This is a genomic window from Streptacidiphilus sp. EB129 (assembly GCF_041262645.1).
Taxonomy (GTDB): domain Bacteria; phylum Actinomycetota; class Actinomycetes; order Streptomycetales; family Streptomycetaceae; genus Streptacidiphilus.
In genome coordinates this window covers 94942-112429 of the sequence record NZ_JBGCCS010000010.1, presented here as the reverse complement: position 1 = coordinate 112429, position 17488 = coordinate 94942, and the positions used below count along the sequence as shown (strand labels likewise).

Here is a 17488-nt window from a genome sequence, read left to right as displayed (position 1 = left end):
TCTCAACGTTCATATAGTCAATGCTGAGGTGATTGTCATGGGGCTGGGGACGGCCAAGGACACACGCGGGGCACGGGTCGGGGTGGCGGTCACGGCGGCGCTGGCGCCGGTCATGTGGGGCACGACCTACCTGGTCACCACCCAGATGCTGCCGGAGGGACGGCCGCTGCTGCTGGCCGCGGTGCGGGCGCTGCCCGCGGGACTGCTGCTGCTTCTGGTCGGACGAAAGCTGCCGCGTGGCCGATGGTGGGGGCGGGCGGCGGTGCTCGGGATGCTGAACATCGGGTTCTTCTTCCCGCTCGTCTTCTTCGGTGCCTACCGGCTGCCCGGAGGCGTCGCCGCGACGATCGGGGCGATCCAGCCGCTGCTGGTCGCGGGCTTCGGCGTCGGCGTGCTGGGCGTGCGGCCGGGGCGTCGGGCCCTGATCGCCGGAGTGGTCGGCGTCGTCGGCGTCGGGCTGCTGGTGCTCAAGGCCGGCGCGACGCTGGACGGCGCCGGGATCGCGGCGATGGTGACCGCTGTGGTGCTGATGGCCCTCGGCACGGTGCTGGTCCGTCGCTGGGGCAGGCCGGAGGGGGCCACCCTGGTCGACCTGACGGCCTGGCAGCTGGTCGCGGGCGGGCTCTTCCTCACCCCGTTGGCCGCGCTGGTGGAGGGCGCGCCGCCGGTGCCGACCACGACCAACCTGCTCGGCTTCGCCTACCTCGGCCTGCTCAGCACGGCGTTGGGCTACGTGCTCTGGTTCCGCGGCATCGACCGCCTCGGCGCCGGACCGGCGTCCTTCCTCGGCCTGATCAACCCGCTCGTCGCCACGATGGGCGGCCTGGTCGTCCTGCACCAGACGCTGACGGGGTGGCAGCTGCTCGGTCTGGTGCTGGCGCTCGGCGCGATGCTGGCCGGCCAGGCCCCCGCGCGTCGGCCGGCGGAGCCGGCTCCGACGAGGGAGCCGGCCGCCGCGTCCGGCGACCGCGTGTCTCAGCCGGGCCTGCCGGCCGCGTAGCCGAGCAGGAAGAGCGCCTCGGCGAGGGAGAGCCGCTCCAGCTCCCGTGGGGAGACGCTCTCGTTGGCCGCGTGGATCTGCCCCTCGGGCTCGCTGAGACCGGTCCGCGCGCGGGGCCTCGTCAGCCGGAGGCGGTGAGGCGCTGCACCTCGGCGTAGCCGGGGATCGGCTCGGCCGGGACGGAGGGCGCCGAGCCGGCCCGGATTTCCTCGGCGCATCGGAGCGCCGCGCCGAGGGCTGCGCGGAAGAGCAGCGACCCCAGGCTGACGCGGGCGACGCCGACGGCGGCCAGCTCCGCGACGCCCGGACCGCCGGGCCGGTAGAGGATGTTGAGCGGGACGCGCAGGTCGCGCACCACGGCGGCGATGGCCGCGAGGTCGCTCAGGCCGGGGACGAAGACGCCGTCGGCCCCGGCCCGTTGGTAGGCGTCGAGGCGGGCCTGCGTCTGCGCCGCGCGGTCACCGCCCAGCCAGTAGGTGTCCGTCCGGGCGTTGACGAAGAGGCCGGGAGCGGTGTCCTTGACGGCCGTGATCTTCGCCGCGTGCAGGTCCGCCGGGGCGAGGGTACCGTCCGGGCGGCCGTCCTCCAGGTTGATGCCGGTGGCTCCGGCGTCCTGGAGCGCGCGGGCGTACGCGGCCACTTCGGCGGGATCGTCGCTGAAGCCCGACTCCGCATCGACGGAGAGCAGAAACGGACGGCCGCCGAGCAGGCGGGCCAGGCGTAGCGTCTCGCCCCTGGTCGCGCCTTCGCCGTCGGGGAGGGCGGCGGCTGCGGCGACGCCCAGGCTGGTGGTGCCGATCGCGGCGAAGCCCTGCTCGGCGAGGGCCAGAGCCGAGGCGCCGTCCCAGGCGTTGGGGAGGAGCAGCGGCGTGCCCGGCCGGTGCAGGGCGGCGAAGGCGGTCATGCGGGGAGCCCTTCGGTCGTGGTCATGTTCGGGGTCGCGGACAGGTCGCCGACGGCTTCCGCGTAGTAGACGGAATCCGAGACGTGCAGGGCGAGGTGACGGAAGGTCCAGCCGCCGCCCGGGGAATCGTCGAGCTGAGCCGGTGTCAGTGCGCCGAGGCGGTGGGACCAGATCCGGGCGAGCCGGGTCAGCCGGCTGCGGGCCTCGTCGAGGTCGTCCGGCGTGAACGGCGCGAGGTCGGCGGGGGTGGTGGTGGCGGAGGCGTGCCAGTGGTCCGGCTCGGTCGGCTCGCCGGCCAGGCGGGCCTCCAACTCGGCCAGGTGGTCCGTGAGATGATCGGCGACGCGGCGGATCGCCTTGTGCGGGGTGTAGACGCGATCGCCGGCCGGGACCGGCTTCCCGTCCCAGGCGGTCCAGGTAGCGGCGAGCGAGAGGACGTGGTCCACCATCCCGGCCACGGCTGCCCCGCTCTCGGGGGGTGCGGGCTGCAGGGCCGCGGTGGCCAGGGCCATGGCCTGCGCGCGGCCGGGGCAGAGCCGGGGCGCGGCGCCGAAGGTGAGCGGATCAGGCCGGTGCTCCTCGACTCCCGCGTCGGGTCGGCCGTGGGCTGCCACGACATCGAGGAGCACGAGGTCGCCCGCGCCGACCTCGACCCCGGCGACACGGGTGGGTCGGACTGCGGTCCGCCGCAGTTGCCGGACCGGGGGGTTCCGGCGCAGGGTGTCCTCCAGCAGCGTGGCGGTGTCCGGGTGGGCCGTTGTGGCGCGGCGGGCGTGGTCGATGAGGGTGGCGGTGGCCTCACAGCCCTGGACCAGCAGGCCGATCCGGTTGGCCGCCCGTTCCCCCTCCCCGCCGACGTGCGGCAGCAGCCACGCCACGGCAGCATCGGCGGCTCGCTCGGCCTCGGCGTCCGCCGTGCCGAAGTACGCCGCCGCGACCGTCCGGACGGCGAGCGCGACGCCGTGCGGATCGGCCAGGCCCAGGCAGCGGGCCAGTGCGCGGACGACGCGGAGTCGCTCGTCGTCCCGCCGCGGGTCCAGCGCGTAGGCGCGGGCGGCCTCGCCGGGGGCGAGCAGGGCCAGGTCCGCCTCCACCGCGGCCCGCCGGCGCGCGTGGTCCTCGCCCGAGCTGAACCGGGCCACGTTCGCGCGCAGCCAGGCCAGGCTGCCGGGCGGACCGGTCTCGGCGGCCGGAAGCGGGACGAGATGCGGGTCGCCCAGGGCGAGCATGATGTCGGCGTAGCGGTCGAAGCTGTGCGTGGTGGGCATGGGTCCACGCTAGGAGCGGGACAGTTCGGTGGCCGCCGAACTGTGGCCGGGGCAGGATGGCGGTATGTCACTCGTACAGACCGCCGGACTGCTGGCCGACCGGACCAGGGCCGAGTTCTGCCTCGCCCTGCTGGACGGACGCGCTTGGACGGCCGGTGAACTCGCCCGGCACGCGGGCGTCTCCGCTGCGACGGCGAGCGAGCAGCTCACCCGCCTGATCGACGGCGGACTGCTCGCCGAGGAGCGCCAGGGCCGGCATCGCTACGTCCGGCTGGCCGGACCGGCGGTGGCGTCGCTGATCGAGGAGCTCTCCTCCTTCGGCCCGGCCGGGACCCGGCCTCGGTCGGCCGGACTGCGCGAGTCGAGCCGGCTGAGCGCCGAGGCTCGTGGGCGTACCTGCTACGACCATCTCGCCGGGCAGTTGGGCGTGGGCGTCAGCGATGCGCTGCTCCGCCGTGGCCTGGTCAGCGACGAGGACGGGCTCTCCCTCACCGCATCGGGCCGGAGCTGGTTCGCCGCGCAGGACATCGCGATCGAACCGGCGCCCGCTCCGCGCCGGAGCACCCGGCCGGTGCTGCGCGGCTGCCTGGACTGGACCGAGCGCCGCATGCACCTTGGCGGCCTCGTCGGCGCGGCGCTCTGCCGCACGGCGTTCGAACGCGGCTGGGTCGAACGCATCGGCACCGGCCGCGCCCTCAGGCTCACCACGCTGGGTGTCCGCGACTTCACCGAGCCACTCGGCCTGGCCCGCCCTGCGGCCTGACACCCGCTAGGCCTCCCGCCGGCCCCGCACACCCCTGGACCGCCTACGATCACTGAGCCCTTGGACTTGATCATCAAGACGCGCCGGACCGTTCCACGTGTGACGTAGGTGGCTAAGGCCTGGGCCGGGTTTGGAAGATCGGCCATCCAATTTCGGTCTGCCACAACGACTCATCCGGGGTATCGGAGGGGCCGACGAGGTAGTACTCGCGAATCGGTCCGTCGACCGCCAGGGCGTGTCGGGTCACGTAGTCGGCGAGGGCACCATACGTTCGGTCGACTTCGGTGCTGGAACCGGGATGGACGATCGTGGCGAGCTCCGCCGGCGGGATCACGGTGGTGCTGACGCGTCCGACCGGCTGTGGCAGGGGGTCGGACGGAAGGAAGATCGTGACCCGCCCCCGGCCCTCGGTGAACAGCTCCGTGTCGTAGATGCCCCCCAGGGAGCCGGCCGGGTTGATGCCCTGGGCGGACAGGGTGGCGGCCACTTCGCCCATGGCTCCCCGGTACCAGGCCACAACGTCGGCCTGGTCAACGGTGCCGGTGATGGCAGCGGCGGGCGCGGCGGCGACATGGCGGTGATCAATCGCGACGGTGCTGTCCCGGGGGCGGTCCAGCAGACCCCGGAGGGATGCGACCGTCTCCTGGGTTCGGGCCAGGCTGGACTCGAGACGCGTCAGATGGTTGGCGATCACCCGGTTGCGGGTCTCGACGTCAGGAGCCTGAAGCACGATCTGGATGTCATCGAGCGGCATCTCCAGATCGCGGAAACGGCGGATGATCTGTGCCTTGACGATCTGCTCCGCGGCATAACGCCGGTACCCGCTGTCCACGTCCACCTCGACCGGCTCCAACAGGCCGACCTCGTGGTAGTGGCGAAGCATCTTCACGCTCAGGTGCGTGGCCCGGGAGAAGTCGCCGATGGGCATCGTCGAGTTCACGAGCCCAGCGTGACTCTCCCACCGTAGGAGAGTCAAACAGAAACGCCGCTCTTGACCCTCCCCCAGCGGGAGCACAAACGCTGGCATCAGATCGTTCCGCACAGAAACGAGGATGTCATGGGTACCACCGCTGGAACTGTTGGAACCGCCCTGGTCAGCGGGGCCACCCACGGGATCGGCCGGGCGGCTGCACTGCGCCTGGCCCGAGACGGATGGGAGGTCATCGTCCACGGCCGCAACGCGGAGCGGGGCGCCGAGGTCGTCACTGCCATCCGGGCCGAGGGAGGCCGAGCCCGCTTCGTGGCAGCCGACCTGACGGACATCGGCGAGGTGCGCCGCCTGGCCGAGGAGGCCGGCGAGGTCGACGCGCTGGTCAACAACGTCGGCACATCGTGGTTCGGCCCGACCGCCGATCCAAAAGACAACAGCAAGAGAACAAGGAGGACTGAGGGCCATGAAGCTCCTCGGGTTGGATCACATCGGAATCGTCGTGCGCGATATGGACGAAACCATCGCGCGGGCGGGCGAGACCGTTGATGGCAGCGCTCTCGGCGAGCGCATTCTCACCGACGACCTCGACCTGCAGTTTCTGCTCTTCGGTGAAACGCGCCTGGAACTGATTGAGCTCCGCGCCGCCGGTTTCGGCATGCCGATGCTCAAGGATGGCGAGACTGCGGTCATCGGCCATCTCGGATATGAAGTCGACGACCTCGAAGACACCAAGGCCGAACTGGCACACCGAGGGGTCGGCTTCCAAGGCGAGTTCAAGACCGACGAGGTCCACTCCATCTTCACGGTGCCGGAGACGACGTTCGGGCTGACCCTGCAGTTCACGCAGTACCTCGGCCGCGGGACGGCCGCGTGAGCGCCGAGGGATCCAACGCGCCGGATCCATCCGGGCGGCCAGGCCCTGGAGTTGCAGGTCAACGGCGCCCGCTACGGCTACGTCCCCTTCCTCCTGCGCGAGACATAACCCCCTTCCGCCGCCACCGCGGAGACCGACCCGGAACCTGGCGGCAGCGGGAACGAGGTCATCGGGGTGGCTAGGTGCTCGGGTTGTCCGGGGCGGGTTGGGCGGGGGCGTAGATCTGGATGTCGTTGCCGCGCACGCGTACCGGTAGCCGTGGCAGTGCGGGCAGCGGGTTGTTGTTGTGAGGGTGGGTCAGTGGCTCTCCGGCCAGGGTGAATGTCGCTCCGTGGCAGGGGCAGGCCAGCTGGTCCTTGGGCGGGGTGAGGTGCAGGCGGCAGCCCTGGTGGGTGCAGATTCCGGAGACGGCCTGTACCCGCCCCGAGGTGCGCCGTAGGAATCCGGTGACGGTGCCGAGGTCGAAGGGCAGCACGGTGCCCTCGGGGAGGTCGGCGACCGTGGCCGCGGCCTGCCAGGCGCCGGTGGTGGGGGTCAGCTCGGCCTCGGCCGGGACGGTCGGCGCCTGGTGGCTCAGGGCGTAGCCCGCTCCTGCTCCGGCGGCGGCCGAGGCGCTCATCGCGGTGGCGGCCAGAAACCGGCGCCGTCCCAGGGACCATCGGCGGCCTGGTGGGGCGGCTGCGGGAGCCGGTGCGGGGCTCGGCGCGGAGGACTGGGCGGCGAGGCGGCGGCGCAGGTCTTCGACGAACGCCTCGCGGGGGTGCTGGGCGTCGGGTCCGGTGGCCGCCAGGTCGATGGCGATGCGCGCCACGGCCAGGTCCTCCTCGGTGGGGGCGAAGGGCCTGGGTCGGCGTCGGCGCAGCAGGCTGTCCACGTAGCGGTCGATCGGGCGCTTCATGACGCTTCCCCTTCCTGGTCGAGTCCTGCTGCTTTGCGCAGGGCGCGGTGCTGGAGCACTTTGGCGTTGGCGACGCTGATCCCCAGTTCCTCGGCAGCTCCCTTGATGGTGTAGCCGCGCAGGAACCGCAGGGTGAGGATCATGCGGTGGCGTTCGGACAGCCCGGACAGGATCGTGGTGATCCGTTCCGGGGTCCGGCCCGGGTCCTGGGTGTCGGTGGGTGCGGTGAAGTCCTCCAGGTCGAGCTGGTCCAGGTCGATCTCGGTGACCTGGTGGCCCAGGGTGTTGCGCCAGTGCCGGATCAGGACCGTACGTGCGGTTGCCAGCAGGTAGGAGCGGACCTCGCCGATGCTGGCGGTGGTGCGCAGCGGCCCCATCGCGTCGAGGAAGACCTGGGAGGTCAGGTCCTCGGCGTCAGGGCGGTTGCCGACCTTGGCGAACATCTGCCGGTAGATCCGGTCGACGTTGTCGGCGTAGATCGCATCCCAGTCCGCATAGGCGGCTGTGGGCAGGACGGTGGGCCTGGGGGCCTGCCGCGTCTGCGGTGCCGTGGCACCGGGCCGCTCACCAGGGGAGGTGGCGGACACCGCGCGCCTCCACAGTGCGGGCAGCCGCGCTCGAATTCCCGTGGTCACGCTGCATGGTAGTGCCCCACCGCTTCCTCCCGACGCGCAGGTTCATCCCAGGACCCGGCAGGTCCAGCCCTGTCGGCTGTGCCGGTCACAAGGGGATAGCGCCCCGGGTTACACCGCGCCGTCGAGCGGCGGCATCGAGCGACGGCGTGCGGTGCCCTGACGTGTCCTGCGGTGTCGTGCGGTGTAACCCCGCTCCTATCTCCAGGTGAGTTCGCGGGGCGCCGGTCCTTGCCGGCCCTGGGCGCCCCGCCCGGATGAAGAGACGAGAGTCATGAACCTGCCCGTTCACCGCCGCGCGTCCCGCATGCTGAAGCCAGCCGTCCTGGGCCTGACCGGCCTGGGCGCCGCCATGCTGCTGGCCGCCTGCGGCAGCCCCGCCCACCCGGTCGCGCAGCAGACCGCGCTGTCCGCCGGGGCGGGACAGTCGCTGGCCGGGACGCCCGGCTCCACCGCCACCGGCCCGCTCGCCACGCCTTCCGCGATGCCGGGGATGACCATGAGCGCTCCCGCCGGGGGCGGCTCCACCACCAGCGCCCCGGCGGCAGCGGTGGGCGGTGACACGGTGGCCATCAAGGGTTTCGCGTTCGCCCCGGCCAACCTGGTCGTCAAGGCGGGTACCACCGTCACCTGGACCAACCAGGACACCGACGCTCACACCGTCACCAGTCAGGGAAACGCCGGTCCGTTGGCCTCTGCGGCGCTGACCCGGGGGCAGACCTACGCCTACACGTTCACCACCCCGGGCACCTACGCCTACCTGTGCACCATCCACCCCTTCATGACCGCGACCGTGACGGTGACCAAGTGACCGACAAGCCCCGCAGCCCCGCCGGCTCCAGCGCCGACCAGCCCGAGCCTGCCTCCGAGCACGGCATGAGTCGGCGCCAACTGCTCCGCCACGCCGGATGGTTCGGCTCCGCCGTGGTGCTGACGGTTGCGGGCGGCGAGGTCATCAGCCACATCGCTCACGACCAGGACAGCGCCGCCGCGGCCGCCGTCGCGGCAGATGCCAACGCCCTGCGGTTCGTCCAGGTGTCCGACAGCCACATCGGCTTCGACGGCCCCGCCAACACCGACGTGACCGGCTCGTTCAGCGAGGCGCTCGAACAGATCAACACCCTCGGGTTCCGCCCCGACTTCGTCATGCACACCGGCGACCTGACGCACCTGTCCACCCCGGCCCAGTTCGACCAGGTCCAGCAGATGCTCGGCGGTGTGCGCACAGGCCGGGTGTTCACCGTCCCCGGGGAGCACGACTCGGTCGGCGACGCCGGGCGCGCCTACCGGCAGCGGTTCGGCGCCGGCACCTCGGGCGACGGCTGGTACTCCTTCGACACCCACGGCGTCCACTTCATCGCCCTGGTCAACACCCTCAGCCTGGAGAAACTCGGACACCTCGGCGCGGACCAGATCGACTTCGTGCGCAGGGACGTCGCAGGGCTCAAGCCCGACACCCCGATCGTGGTGTTCAGCCACATCCCCCTGTTCGCGATGTACCCGGAGTGGGGCTGGAGCACCGACGACGCACTGCAGGTCCTGGCCCTGCTCAAGCGCTTCGCCTCGGTCACCTGCCTCAACGGCCATGTGCACCAGCTGTTCAGCAGGACCGAAGGCAACGTCACCTTCCACTCCGCCACCACCACCGCCTACCCGCTCCCCGCCCCCGGCCATGGCCCGGCACCCACCCCACAGGTGCTGCCCGCCGGACAGCTCAAGTCCGCCCTCGGCATCCGCAGCGTGACCTACCGGCAGGGCACCGCCGCCCTGGCCCTCACCGACGAGAGGCTGGCATGAAGACCGCATCCGCCCGGACCATCGCCCTGCGAACCGCACTCGCCGCCACCCTGGCGGCCAGCGGATACATCCACGCCCAGCTCTACATCACCGGCTACCGCTACATCCACGTCATCGGCGTGATGTTCCTCCTGCAGGCCAGTGCCTCCTTCGCGATCGCCGCTCTGCTGCTGATCGGCGACCCCCCGCTGATCCGGCTCGCCGCCGCGGGAGCGGCCGGCGGTGCCCTGACCGGATTCGCCGCCTCCCGCACCACCGGCGTCTTCGGCTTCGTCGAACGCGGCCTGCAACCGTCCCCCCAGTCTCTGCAGAGCATCCTGGTCGAAACCGCCACCCTGCTCCTGCTCGCACCCGCACTCATCCGCACCCTGCGACGCCTGCGGGCGAGCCGCCGTCAGGACCTGTCCGGCCCTAGGCGTTCGAGCGGAAGATGGGCCAGCCGACCTCGGTGACCCAGTCGTGCTCGTCGGCCACGTCGAGGGGGCTGCGCAGGTAGAACTCGCGCAGCGGGCCGTCGACGCCGATTTCATGGCGGGCGGCGTGGGTGCCCAGGTCACCGTAGGTGAGATCGATGGTCTGCAGGGGTCCGCGGTGGACCGCGACCGCGAGTTCCGCGCCGGGCACGACCACGGCGTCGATCCGGCCGACCGGGCGCGCCTCGCCGTCGACCGGGACGAACACGAGTGCCTCGCCGCGCTCGTCCTGGAGCAGCTCGCTCGCGAACAGACCGCCCATCGGGCCGGTGCGGCGCAGTCCGCGGGCCGTGACGAAGCCGTGGAGCTCGCCGAGGGCGCCCTGCCACCAGCTCACCGCGTCCTGCCGGTCGACCACCTCGCGAATGCCGATCGCCGGCTGCTCGCGGACCGTGCGGTACTCGATGGTCGACCCGTGCGCCGGCCGGGACAGCAGCTCGCGCAGCGACTCGACGGCGCTCTGCGCCTGCGCGAGCCGGTCCTCCAGCCGCGCGAGATGCGCGCTGATCAGCTCGTTGCGGGTACTCACGTCCTCCGCGGCGAGCACGGCCTTCACGTCCGCCACGGGCATGTCCAGGTTGCGCAGCCGCACGATCACCTGCGCCGTCGGCACCTGGTCCAGGGAGTAGTACCGGTAGCCGGTGCCCAGGTCGACGTCGGCCGGCGCGAGCAACCCGACGTCGTGGTAGTGCCGCAACGTCTTGATGCTCAGATGGGCCACGCGGGAGAACGCGCCGACCGTCAAACCTGTGTGCATGGCGCCAGTATCAACCCTCCCCTTACCGGAGGGTCCAGCAGAAGCCCCCCGTTTGACTCTCCCGTGGGGGTAGCGCCCAGCGTGTCCAGTGAACACCCCACCGGTCCGAGGACAACGAAGGAGCCCCGCAATGAACACCACCGACCCGGCCGACGCCCTGCCCGAGGTCCTCGCCGCCTACATCGCGGCGGTCAACGCCTTCGACCTGGATGCCATCATGGCGACCTTCTCCGACGACGCCCTGGTCAACGACGTGCGCCGGGAGTTCGTCGGACCCGCCTCGATCCGCGCCTGGGCGGGCCGCGAGATCGTCGGCGACAAGGTCACCATGGCCGTGACGGAGGTCGCGCACCACGGCGCCCTGACGGTCGTGCGAGCGCGCTACGACGGCGAGTACGACAAGACGAACCTGCCCGACGAGCTGATCCTGACCAGCTACCTCACGGTCGCCGACGGCAGGATCACGTCCCTGATCATCGTGCACAACGAGCCGGCTCCCTACTGACTGCGGGCCGGCATCGACACCGTTCGCGGAAGGAACATCCCATGAGCACACTGGTCACCGCCGAGCTCTTCGCTCTGCCCGGACGCGGCGACGACGTCGCGCAGCTGCTGCTGGACATCCTGGGCGAGAGCCTCAAGCACGAGGGCTGCGAAGAGATCCGCATCCTGCGCGACCAGAGCGACGCCGACCACGTCACAGGCCTGACCCAGTGGACCGAGGCGCACAACTACACCGACTACCTCGCCTGGCGCACCGCACACGGCTTCACCGCCACGTTCGAGGCCATGCTCACCCGCCCCCTGGTGCTCCACTACTACGACCAGATCTACCAGGGCCTGGGCATCGCAGCGGCGGCCACCTGACGTTGCGTCAAGCTGATCACCCCCGATGGGCCCGACCCCTTGGAATCGATCATGTAGGCCTTGCGGGCGAGCAGGTGGATCTCCTGGAACTGCCGTCGGTCGGTGGGACGGGGCTCGCGCACCATCCGGGCTGCCTCGGCCAGTCCGGAGGTGCGCAGCAGCGTGGCGAGGTGGTCGGGGGACCACCGGTAGGCCGGTGCGACTGTGTGATCGAAGACCTGGGTCGGGTGGGAGGGATCGTCGCTGGCCGAGAAGCCGATCAGCAGGTGGCCGCCGGGTGCCAGCACTCGGTGGAACTCCGCCAGGATGGCAGGGAGTTCTTGCGGGGGAGTGTGGATGACGGACCACCGTGAGAGTACGCCGCCCAGCACGCCGTCGGCGATGGTCAACGCGGTCATCGAGCCCACGTCGAACCGCAGGCCCGGATAGGCCTGTCGAGCCAGCTTGATCATCGCAGGAGAGGCGTCAACCCCGAACGCCGCCAGCCCCAGCCCGTCCAGATGAGCGGTGATATGGCCGGGTCCACACCCCAGGTCCGCGACCTGACCGTCCCCACTTGCACCAACGACCTCGGCGAAGGCCCTCAATATCGCGCGGTCCCAAGGCCTGTCACGCAGCTCGTCACGGAACCGCTGCGCATAGATGGGGGCGGCAGCGTCGTAGGCCTCGCGGGTGGCGCTGAGGGCATCGTGTTCGACCATGCCCGCGACAGTAGTTCCCGGCGCTGAGGCGAGCCGGAGAATCACGATCTTTCGGTGCCACAGCCCGCGCCCCGCGCGCTGCCGGATACCTGGGCCGTCGACGGCATGCACGGAGCCGCCAACGGCGGGCGCCGTCGTCCCGACGTCATTGGCGAGGCCTCCGCCCCGCTCACCACACCACCGCCAGCAGCGGTGCCGCGAGCGGCAGGCGCTGCGCCCATCCGGCTCCGAACTGGGCTGGAGTCGGAGCATCGAGCGGCTTCCAGACCCTATATCTGGGCGAGGTCCCAGTCCAGGACGCCGAGCAGGTGCCCGTTGTCGTCCCAGCGCATGTTGTCCCCGGCGAGGTCGCCGTGGACGAGGCTGTGTTCCACCGGTGGCAGGTCGAGGACCGCCTGGATCCGCCGCTGTCCCTCGGCTTGCCACTGCGCTGGGAGCCTGGGGACGACCTGGTCCAGCATGACCCCGGCCCAGTGGTCGCCGCCGGCGTATTCGTGCGGCCTGGCCAGGAGGTGCGCGAACGGGGCGGGGTCGACAGTGCGAAGGGCTTCCAGCAGCGCCGTGAGCTGCTTCGGGTCGCCTCCCTGGTGTTTGGGGGCGGGTTGCCCGTTCAGCCAGGACAGTGCGACGGCGGTGTGGTCGCCCACTGTGATGACCTGCGACAACGGAACCGGAACGGTGAACGGCAGGTCCAGGGCGGCCAGTTCGTGCAGCAGTCTGGTCCGGCGGGGCAGTAGGGCGGCGGCGGTCGCGGTCCGGGCGATCCGTACGACGGCTGTCCCGGGCAGCAGGACGACCTCGTGCGAACCTCCTCGGGCGAAACCGGCCCCGGACAGATCCGCTCCCGGCAGCACGGCGCCGGCGACGGCAAGGAGGTCCGCGGGCGTCAGATCATCCATACGGAGCACCTTAGGGGGTGGTCACGGGTGGCCCTGTTCCCAAGGGCGCGGTGGTGGCGCCCGGCGATCTGCGGCTGCGCCGTGTGGGCGCGAGTGACCGGAGGCGATGCCGCGGGCAGGCAGCCGGGGTCCGGGGACCCCGGCTGCCTGCCCGCCGGGACGGTGTGTCAGATGATGGCGAGCCGGTCCACCAGCAGGTCCACCCTGCGCTCGGCTTCCGTCGGTGGCAGTCGTCCCGCCCGGGTCAGGGTGGCCAGTCCGTGCAGGGCCGCCCAGAAGACCTCGGTGAACAGTCCCGGGTGGACGCCGTCGCCGGCGACCTCGCCAAGGCTCTCCAGCAGGGCGGCGAAGCCGTCCTTCAGCGGCGCGGGGGTGTCTTCGGCCGCGAAGGCCAGGCCGCCGTCGAGTTGGAACATGGCGTCGTAGACCGCCGGGTTGCGTGCGGCGAAGTCGAGGTAGGCGCGCGCGAGGGCGGTGACGCGGGCGTGGGGGCCGTTCGCGGCGCGGGTCGCGGCTCGCAGCGCCGCGGCCATCTCGGCGGCACCCTCCAGGGCGACGGCGCCGATGATCTCGCGCTTGCCGCGGAAGTGGCTGTAGAGGACGGGCTGGCTGTATTCGATGCGTTCGGCGAGCCGGCGGGTGGTGACCGCGTCCCAGCCCTGCTGCTCGGCGAGTTCGCGGGCCGTCGCCACGATGAGGCGCTCGCGGCTCGCCCGTTCGCGTTCCTTGCGTTCCTGTACCGACATGACTCGATTCTAGCATCGCTAGACAATCAAGCGGCAGCAGTACTACCGTTGCTTCATCAGCTAGCAACGCTAGATCCCAGGAGGGGTTCTCATGCTCAACGCACTCGAGGTCATCACCACCGTGGTCGTCGGCGTGATGGTGGGGGTGGAGTTCTCCGTCGCCTTCGTCATGAACCCGATCTTCAACGCCCTCCCCGAGGACAGCGGCCAGCTCGGCCGCGCCCACGGGGGCCGGATGCTCGGCGCCGTGATGCCGTTCTGGTACATCGGCTCGCTTGTCCTGAGCACGGTCTGGGCCATCGCCGGATGGCACCACCACGGCGCCGGCCTCGTCGTCACCGCCGGCGCGCTGCTGATCCTCAGCGTGATCATGTCGCTTCTGCTGCTCGTCCCGATCAACAACCGGAGCAAGACCTGGACCCCCGAGAACCGGCCCGCCGACTGGAAGGAGCAGACGAACCGCTGGGACCGCTTCCACTACGTCCGCGTCGCCGTCATCATCGCGGCCTTCGCCCTGCTGGCCACCGCCCTCGCCTGAGCCCACGGGCTCACCCGCCCGGTGGTCAGCCGCAATCGCTCGGCCGTGCGCCCGAAGTGCGGCACCGCCACCTCCGTCTCCATCCAGGACCCGGACACCAACACCCCCGAACTCCGCTGGTATCCGCAGGACGCGGGCCCCAGCGACCCACGGACCGATAGCGAGAGGAAGTACCGACAATGGCCAGGCTGCAGAGTCTCGACCCGAATACGCCGATGTTCGCGCAGTTCCAGGAGAGGACCGGGCCCATCGTCCTGGCCAACACCTTCGTCGTCCCGAGGGAGAGGACTGAATCGTTCCTGGCCCTCTTTCGCAGGCAGGCCGAGTTCATGAAGGCTCAGCCGGGATTCGTCTCCCTGCAGATGCACAAGGGAACGGCGGGCAGTCAGCTTCTGATGAACGTCGCGGTCTGGGAGTCGACCGAGGCGCTCGCCACGGCGTTCGGCAGCCCGGAGTTCCAGCGCATGGTGGCCGAGTCCCCCGACGACATCGTGTCGTACCCGCACATCTTCGAGCAGATCGACATCCCTTAGGAGCGCATTCGCGCGCTCCAAGGCGATGAGCAGGCCGTGGTGCTGACCGTCGAGGCGGGCCTCTACGTCCAGGCCGACGACCTGACCGTGCCCGAGGCGTACTGCGGCATCACCTTCGGATCGACGACGGCATCCTGGTCACCGCCGACGGCGACGAGAACCCCTCCGTGGGCCCGCCCCGTACCGCCGACGCGTTCGAGTCCTGGACGGCCGGCCTGCGCGGCTGAACCGTGGCGAGCCCTGACGCGTCCTGGGCAGCGGCGGCTACTGTGAGGCCCGCGGTCGCCGGTGGCCGCCGCTCCTGGTTGACGAGGGGATCCCGGATGTTCGACAAGCTGCTGCACCACAAACTGCTGCACGAGGGCCTGGAGGGCGAGGGGGTGGTCACCGAGCAGAAGGTCGAGGGCTCCAAGGGTCAGACGGGCGCCATGGGTTTCTACATCGGCGTCGAGGGCCGCCTCCGGTTCCCCGACGGCACCGAGGGCCGCTTCCACTCGAAGGGGCTGGACACCTCCAAGGTCGGAGACCTCATGCCGGGGGTGATCGTGCCGGTCCGCTACGACGCCGACCACAAGCACGTGGTGCTCGACATCCCCAAGCTGGAGGCTGTCCAGCAGGCCAAGAAGCAGGCCAGGGCCGACCTTGCCGAGCGCCGCAAGCACCAGGCGATCGCCGCAGCCGATGCCAAGCTGGCCAAGGAGCGCAAGCACCCCCACCAGGGCTGAGGACGGGAGGATCAGCCGGCGGCGGGCGTCTGCGTGGCGGGAGTCGGGTGGGCGGGTCGGCGGGTGGGCCTGCGGTGGCACTGCCAGTGTTCAGGGCTTGAGCGCCACTCCGCCGTACATCCCGATCCGGTCGTCCCCGGCGAGGACCTGCTCGTCCGGCCGCCACTGCGACAGCATCACCAGGCCGGGGTCGACCGGCTCCAGGCCGTCGAAGAACGCGGCGATCTCCTTGCCGCTTCGCACGGCGGTCTTCACCGACGATCGGGCGTAGGCCTTCGCCGTCGCGCGCACCCCTTCCGGGTCCAGGTCGGCGGTCACCTGCGACAGCACCAGCACACTGCCGGGGGCGACGGCGTCCATCAGGGTGCGCACCGCGCCGTAGGGGTCGTCCTCGTCGATGACGAAGTGCATGACCGCGACCAGCAGCACTGCGACGGGCCGGTCGAAGTCCAGGCGGCTGTGTACCTCGGGATTCTGCAGGATCTCCGCCGGACGGCGGACGTCGCCGGCGACGATCGTCGCGCCTGACGGCGTGGGCTCCGCGCCCTGGGCGCGGGCGTGCGCCAGGACGATCGGATCGTTGTCGACGCCGACGATCCGCGCGTCGGGCCGCACCGACAGCGCCGTCTCGGCCGTGCTGCCGGGGGCGGGCAGGCCGATGCCTATGTCCAGGAACTGATCCAGGCCGATCTCGGCCAGGTGCCGTACGGTGCGGGTCAGGAAAGCGCGGTTGACGCGGGCGAAGTCCCGGACCGGCATCGCCTCCAGGGCCTTTTCCGCGGCGGCGCGATCGGCCGGGAAGTGATCCTTGCCGCCGAGCAGATACGAGTAGATGCGCGCCGGGGTGGCCACGGACGGGTCGATCGCCGTCGGCGTCCAGGGCGAGGCGATCAGGTCGCCGCCCAACGGCTCCGAGTCCGGCACGTCGTCCCCCACCCCGTCGACATTCCTCCGACGACCTGAGCGTAGCGCGGGGTGGTCAACGCCGCCGACTTGGGGCTGGGAATCGCCGCATACAGCTCGACCCCGGGACACCCGCGGGCACGTGCGCCGGTACGATGCGGTCCGTCAATCAGCAGCAACAGGGGGAACTTTGAGAACACACATGCGCCGTGCCACCGCGTTGGCTGCAGCCGCTGGACTCCTGGCCCTGCTGCCGGGGACGGTTGCCTCTGCGGCGGGCCCGACGTCCATGAAGGCCGGCACCTTCGCCTGCGGCCAGGACAAGGTGACCGCGGTGGACAGAGCAGGGGGCGCATTCCCGAGGAGACGCACGCCGCGATCCGGTACACCGTACTCATCGCGGTGACCGCCAAGCGTTGATCCCGCCATCCGCCTACGGCCACGCCGGCCCCGAACCTGGTCCAGCGCGACTTCACCGCACGCCCGCACCGAACCGGCTCTCGGCTTTATGCTCTCTTTCGCCAGCAGTATCGGCAGCTGTCCAGGCAGTCGGATCATCCTGCGGACGCCTGATTTCCAGGATCCCCGACAGCGTCGGGTACGAGGGATCGGTGCCACGGTGGCCGCCTGCATCCGGCGATGGCGATCTTCCTTCGCTGGGCGCACCATGGGTCGTATCCAGGGGTCTCGATGGCATTGCCCGCGCACACCCGGGCGGGCGGCGCAGGGGCGGCGAGGCCCGAGACGACCGCAGGAGGTGCAGTAGCGATGGCCACATTCATGGACGTTCACCACGGCATGGTCGGGATCACGGCTGACCAGCTCATGGAGGCGCACCGGGCGGACCTGGCGATCGAGGGGGAGGAGGGTGTGCACTTCGAACAGGCCTGGGCCGACCCCGCCTCGGGCAACGTGTACTGCCTCTCCGAGGCCCCGTCGGCGGATGCGGTCAGGCGCATCCACGACCGGACCGGCCACCCCGCCGATGAGATCCACCCGGTCCCGCTCCGCGTCTGACCTCCGGTCCCGGGGCGGGCCGGAGCGGTCGGCGCACGCCTGCCGGCGGGGCGTTGAAGATGCCAGATTGGGACAGCCGGTAGCTGTTGTTCCCACGGGTGAACGCCCCCGGACCAGCCTGTGCAGGATGGTCCGGGGGCGAGGCGGCCCCGCGCGAACGGGCGGGTCGACGGCGAAGGTCCGCGCGGAGGTGCTGACCGCGCACGCCCCGTCAGGCCGCCGCAGAGCGCCCGGCTGCGCCCGTGCCCCGGCGCCGAGGCCG

General features: G+C 71.2%; 23 protein-coding genes and 2 pseudogenes. 14 read left to right on the top strand and 11 right to left on the bottom strand.

The features are described from left to right. The first annotated feature begins 37 nt into the window (after positions 1-37). Entirely contained in the window at positions 38-1000 is a 963-nt protein-coding gene (locus tag ABH925_RS15180; RefSeq protein ID WP_370148155.1) for an EamA family transporter, read from the top strand. Here ABH925_RS15180 and ABH925_RS15175 read toward each other — a convergent pair. From ABH925_RS15175 to ABH925_RS15165, 3 genes and pseudogenes are all read right to left on the bottom strand, one after another. Next, positions 976-1104 (bottom strand): annotated as a pseudogene (locus ABH925_RS15175) (peptidase M20); the annotation flags it as partial. The gene ABH925_RS15180 and the pseudogene ABH925_RS15175 overlap by 25 nt on opposite strands. Before the next feature lie 17 nt (positions 1105-1121). Next, a complete protein-coding gene (locus ABH925_RS15170) occupies positions 1122-1904 on the bottom strand; it encodes an isocitrate lyase/phosphoenolpyruvate mutase family protein (RefSeq protein WP_370148154.1) in 783 nt (260 codons plus the stop codon). Next, positions 1901-3172 carry a hypothetical protein gene (locus tag ABH925_RS15165; RefSeq protein WP_370148152.1) on the bottom strand — a complete coding sequence of 424 codons (1272 nt, stop codon included), beginning with the start codon at positions 3170-3172 and terminating at the stop codon, positions 1901-1903. The genes ABH925_RS15170 and ABH925_RS15165 overlap by 4 nt, the downstream gene beginning before the upstream one ends. 64 nt (positions 3173-3236) lie before the next feature. On the opposite strand from ABH925_RS15165, the gene ABH925_RS15160 reads away from it, so the two are divergent. Next, positions 3237-3935: an ArsR/SmtB family transcription factor gene (locus tag ABH925_RS15160; protein ID WP_370148150.1), complete on the top strand. Its 699-nt coding sequence runs from the start codon at positions 3237-3239 to the stop codon at positions 3933-3935. Between the two features lie 112 nt (positions 3936-4047). On the opposite strand, the gene ABH925_RS15155 is transcribed toward ABH925_RS15160, so the two are convergent. Beyond that, a complete protein-coding gene (locus ABH925_RS15155; RefSeq protein WP_370148149.1) occupies positions 4048-4875 on the bottom strand; it encodes a MerR family transcriptional regulator in 828 nt (275 codons plus the stop codon). Between the two features lie 117 nt (positions 4876-4992). Here ABH925_RS15155 and ABH925_RS15150 point away from each other — a divergent pair, with 117 nt between their 5' ends. Beyond that, positions 4993-5412: an SDR family NAD(P)-dependent oxidoreductase gene (locus tag ABH925_RS15150; RefSeq protein WP_370148147.1), complete on the top strand. Its 420-nt coding sequence runs from the start codon at positions 4993-4995 to the stop codon at positions 5410-5412. Then, positions 5330-5740, top strand: coding sequence for a VOC family protein (locus ABH925_RS15145; RefSeq protein WP_370148145.1), 411 nt, complete (start codon positions 5330-5332; stop codon positions 5738-5740). Before ABH925_RS15150 ends, ABH925_RS15145 begins: the two co-directional genes overlap by 83 nt. Positions 5741-5918: 178 nt before the next feature. On the opposite strand, the gene ABH925_RS15140 is transcribed toward ABH925_RS15145, so the two are convergent. Both ABH925_RS15140 and ABH925_RS15135 read right to left on the bottom strand, forming a co-directional pair. Further along, complete coding sequence (locus ABH925_RS15140; RefSeq protein WP_370148143.1) at positions 5919-6638, bottom strand: Rieske (2Fe-2S) protein; 720 nt, start codon at positions 6636-6638, stop codon at positions 5919-5921. Beyond that, entirely contained in the window at positions 6635-7273 is a 639-nt protein-coding gene (locus ABH925_RS15135; RefSeq protein ID WP_370148141.1) for an RNA polymerase sigma factor, read from the bottom strand. The genes ABH925_RS15140 and ABH925_RS15135 overlap by 4 nt, the downstream gene beginning before the upstream one ends. A 271-nt stretch (positions 7274-7544) precedes the next feature. Here ABH925_RS15135 and ABH925_RS15130 point away from each other — a divergent pair, with 271 nt between their 5' ends. Genes ABH925_RS15130 through ABH925_RS15120 form a run of 3 tightly spaced genes read left to right on the top strand, consistent with a single transcriptional unit; the run spans position 7545 to position 9519 of the window. Then, complete coding sequence (locus ABH925_RS15130; RefSeq protein ID WP_370148140.1) at positions 7545-8081, top strand: cupredoxin family copper-binding protein; 537 nt, start codon at positions 7545-7547, stop codon at positions 8079-8081. After that, the gene (locus ABH925_RS15125) at positions 8078-9067 is read left to right on the top strand and encodes a metallophosphoesterase (RefSeq protein WP_370148138.1); all 990 of its coding nucleotides are present in this window, start codon (positions 8078-8080) and stop codon (positions 9065-9067) included. The genes ABH925_RS15130 and ABH925_RS15125 overlap by 4 nt, the downstream gene beginning before the upstream one ends. Then, positions 9064-9519, top strand: a complete 456-nt coding sequence (locus ABH925_RS15120; RefSeq protein ID WP_370148136.1) for a hypothetical protein — start codon at positions 9064-9066, stop codon at positions 9517-9519. The genes ABH925_RS15125 and ABH925_RS15120 overlap by 4 nt, the downstream gene beginning before the upstream one ends. On the opposite strand, the gene ABH925_RS15115 is transcribed toward ABH925_RS15120, so the two are convergent. Continuing rightward, the gene (locus tag ABH925_RS15115; RefSeq protein ID WP_370148134.1) at positions 9479-10297 is read right to left on the bottom strand and encodes a MerR family transcriptional regulator; all 819 of its coding nucleotides are present in this window, start codon (positions 10295-10297) and stop codon (positions 9479-9481) included. The genes ABH925_RS15120 and ABH925_RS15115 overlap by 41 nt on opposite strands. Positions 10298-10427: 130 nt before the next feature. Between ABH925_RS15115 and ABH925_RS15110 the strand changes: the two genes are divergently transcribed. Further along, positions 10428-10802 carry a nuclear transport factor 2 family protein gene (locus tag ABH925_RS15110; RefSeq protein ID WP_370148132.1) on the top strand — a complete coding sequence of 125 codons (375 nt, stop codon included), beginning with the start codon at positions 10428-10430 and terminating at the stop codon, positions 10800-10802. A 41-nt stretch (positions 10803-10843) separates the two neighbouring features. Next, the gene (locus ABH925_RS15105; protein WP_370148131.1) at positions 10844-11164 is read left to right on the top strand and encodes a putative quinol monooxygenase; all 321 of its coding nucleotides are present in this window, start codon (positions 10844-10846) and stop codon (positions 11162-11164) included. Here ABH925_RS15105 and ABH925_RS15100 read toward each other — a convergent pair. The 3 genes from ABH925_RS15100 to ABH925_RS15090 form a co-directional block, all read right to left on the bottom strand. Beyond that, positions 11128-11865, bottom strand: coding sequence for a class I SAM-dependent methyltransferase (locus ABH925_RS15100; protein WP_370148129.1), 738 nt, complete (start codon positions 11863-11865; stop codon positions 11128-11130). The genes ABH925_RS15105 and ABH925_RS15100 overlap by 37 nt on opposite strands. Before the next feature lie 269 nt (positions 11866-12134). Then, complete coding sequence (locus tag ABH925_RS15095) at positions 12135-12764, bottom strand: phosphotransferase family protein (RefSeq protein WP_370148127.1); 630 nt, start codon at positions 12762-12764, stop codon at positions 12135-12137. A 167-nt stretch (positions 12765-12931) separates the two neighbouring features. Beyond that, positions 12932-13510 carry a TetR/AcrR family transcriptional regulator gene (locus ABH925_RS15090; protein ID WP_370148125.1) on the bottom strand — a complete coding sequence of 193 codons (579 nt, stop codon included), beginning with the start codon at positions 13508-13510 and terminating at the stop codon, positions 12932-12934. A gap of 91 nt (positions 13511-13601) precedes the next feature. Here ABH925_RS15090 and ABH925_RS15085 point away from each other — a divergent pair, with 91 nt between their 5' ends. From ABH925_RS15085 to ABH925_RS15070, 4 genes and pseudogenes are all read left to right on the top strand, one after another. Further along, positions 13602-14048 carry an anthrone oxygenase family protein gene (locus ABH925_RS15085; RefSeq protein ID WP_370148123.1) on the top strand — a complete coding sequence of 149 codons (447 nt, stop codon included), beginning with the start codon at positions 13602-13604 and terminating at the stop codon, positions 14046-14048. A gap of 179 nt (positions 14049-14227) precedes the next feature. Continuing rightward, entirely contained in the window at positions 14228-14581 is a 354-nt protein-coding gene (locus tag ABH925_RS15080; RefSeq protein ID WP_370148121.1) for an antibiotic biosynthesis monooxygenase, read from the top strand. Between the two features lie 27 nt (positions 14582-14608). Further along, positions 14609-14808, top strand: a pseudogene (locus ABH925_RS15075) (aminopeptidase P family protein); the annotation flags it as partial. Between the two features lie 96 nt (positions 14809-14904). Next, positions 14905-15306, top strand: a complete 402-nt coding sequence (locus tag ABH925_RS15070) for a hypothetical protein (protein ID WP_370148118.1) — start codon at positions 14905-14907, stop codon at positions 15304-15306. 90 nt (positions 15307-15396) lie between these two features. Here ABH925_RS15070 and ABH925_RS15065 read toward each other — a convergent pair whose 3' ends face one another. After that, positions 15397-16242, bottom strand: a complete 846-nt coding sequence (locus tag ABH925_RS15065) for an SAM-dependent methyltransferase (RefSeq protein ID WP_370148116.1) — start codon at positions 16240-16242, stop codon at positions 15397-15399. Positions 16243-16977: 735 nt separating this feature from the next. On the opposite strand from ABH925_RS15065, the gene ABH925_RS15060 reads away from it, so the two are divergent. Beyond that, positions 16978-17226, top strand: a complete 249-nt coding sequence (locus ABH925_RS15060; RefSeq protein ID WP_370148113.1) for an SCO4226 family nickel-binding protein — start codon at positions 16978-16980, stop codon at positions 17224-17226. The last annotated feature ends 262 nt before the right edge of the window (positions 17227-17488 follow it).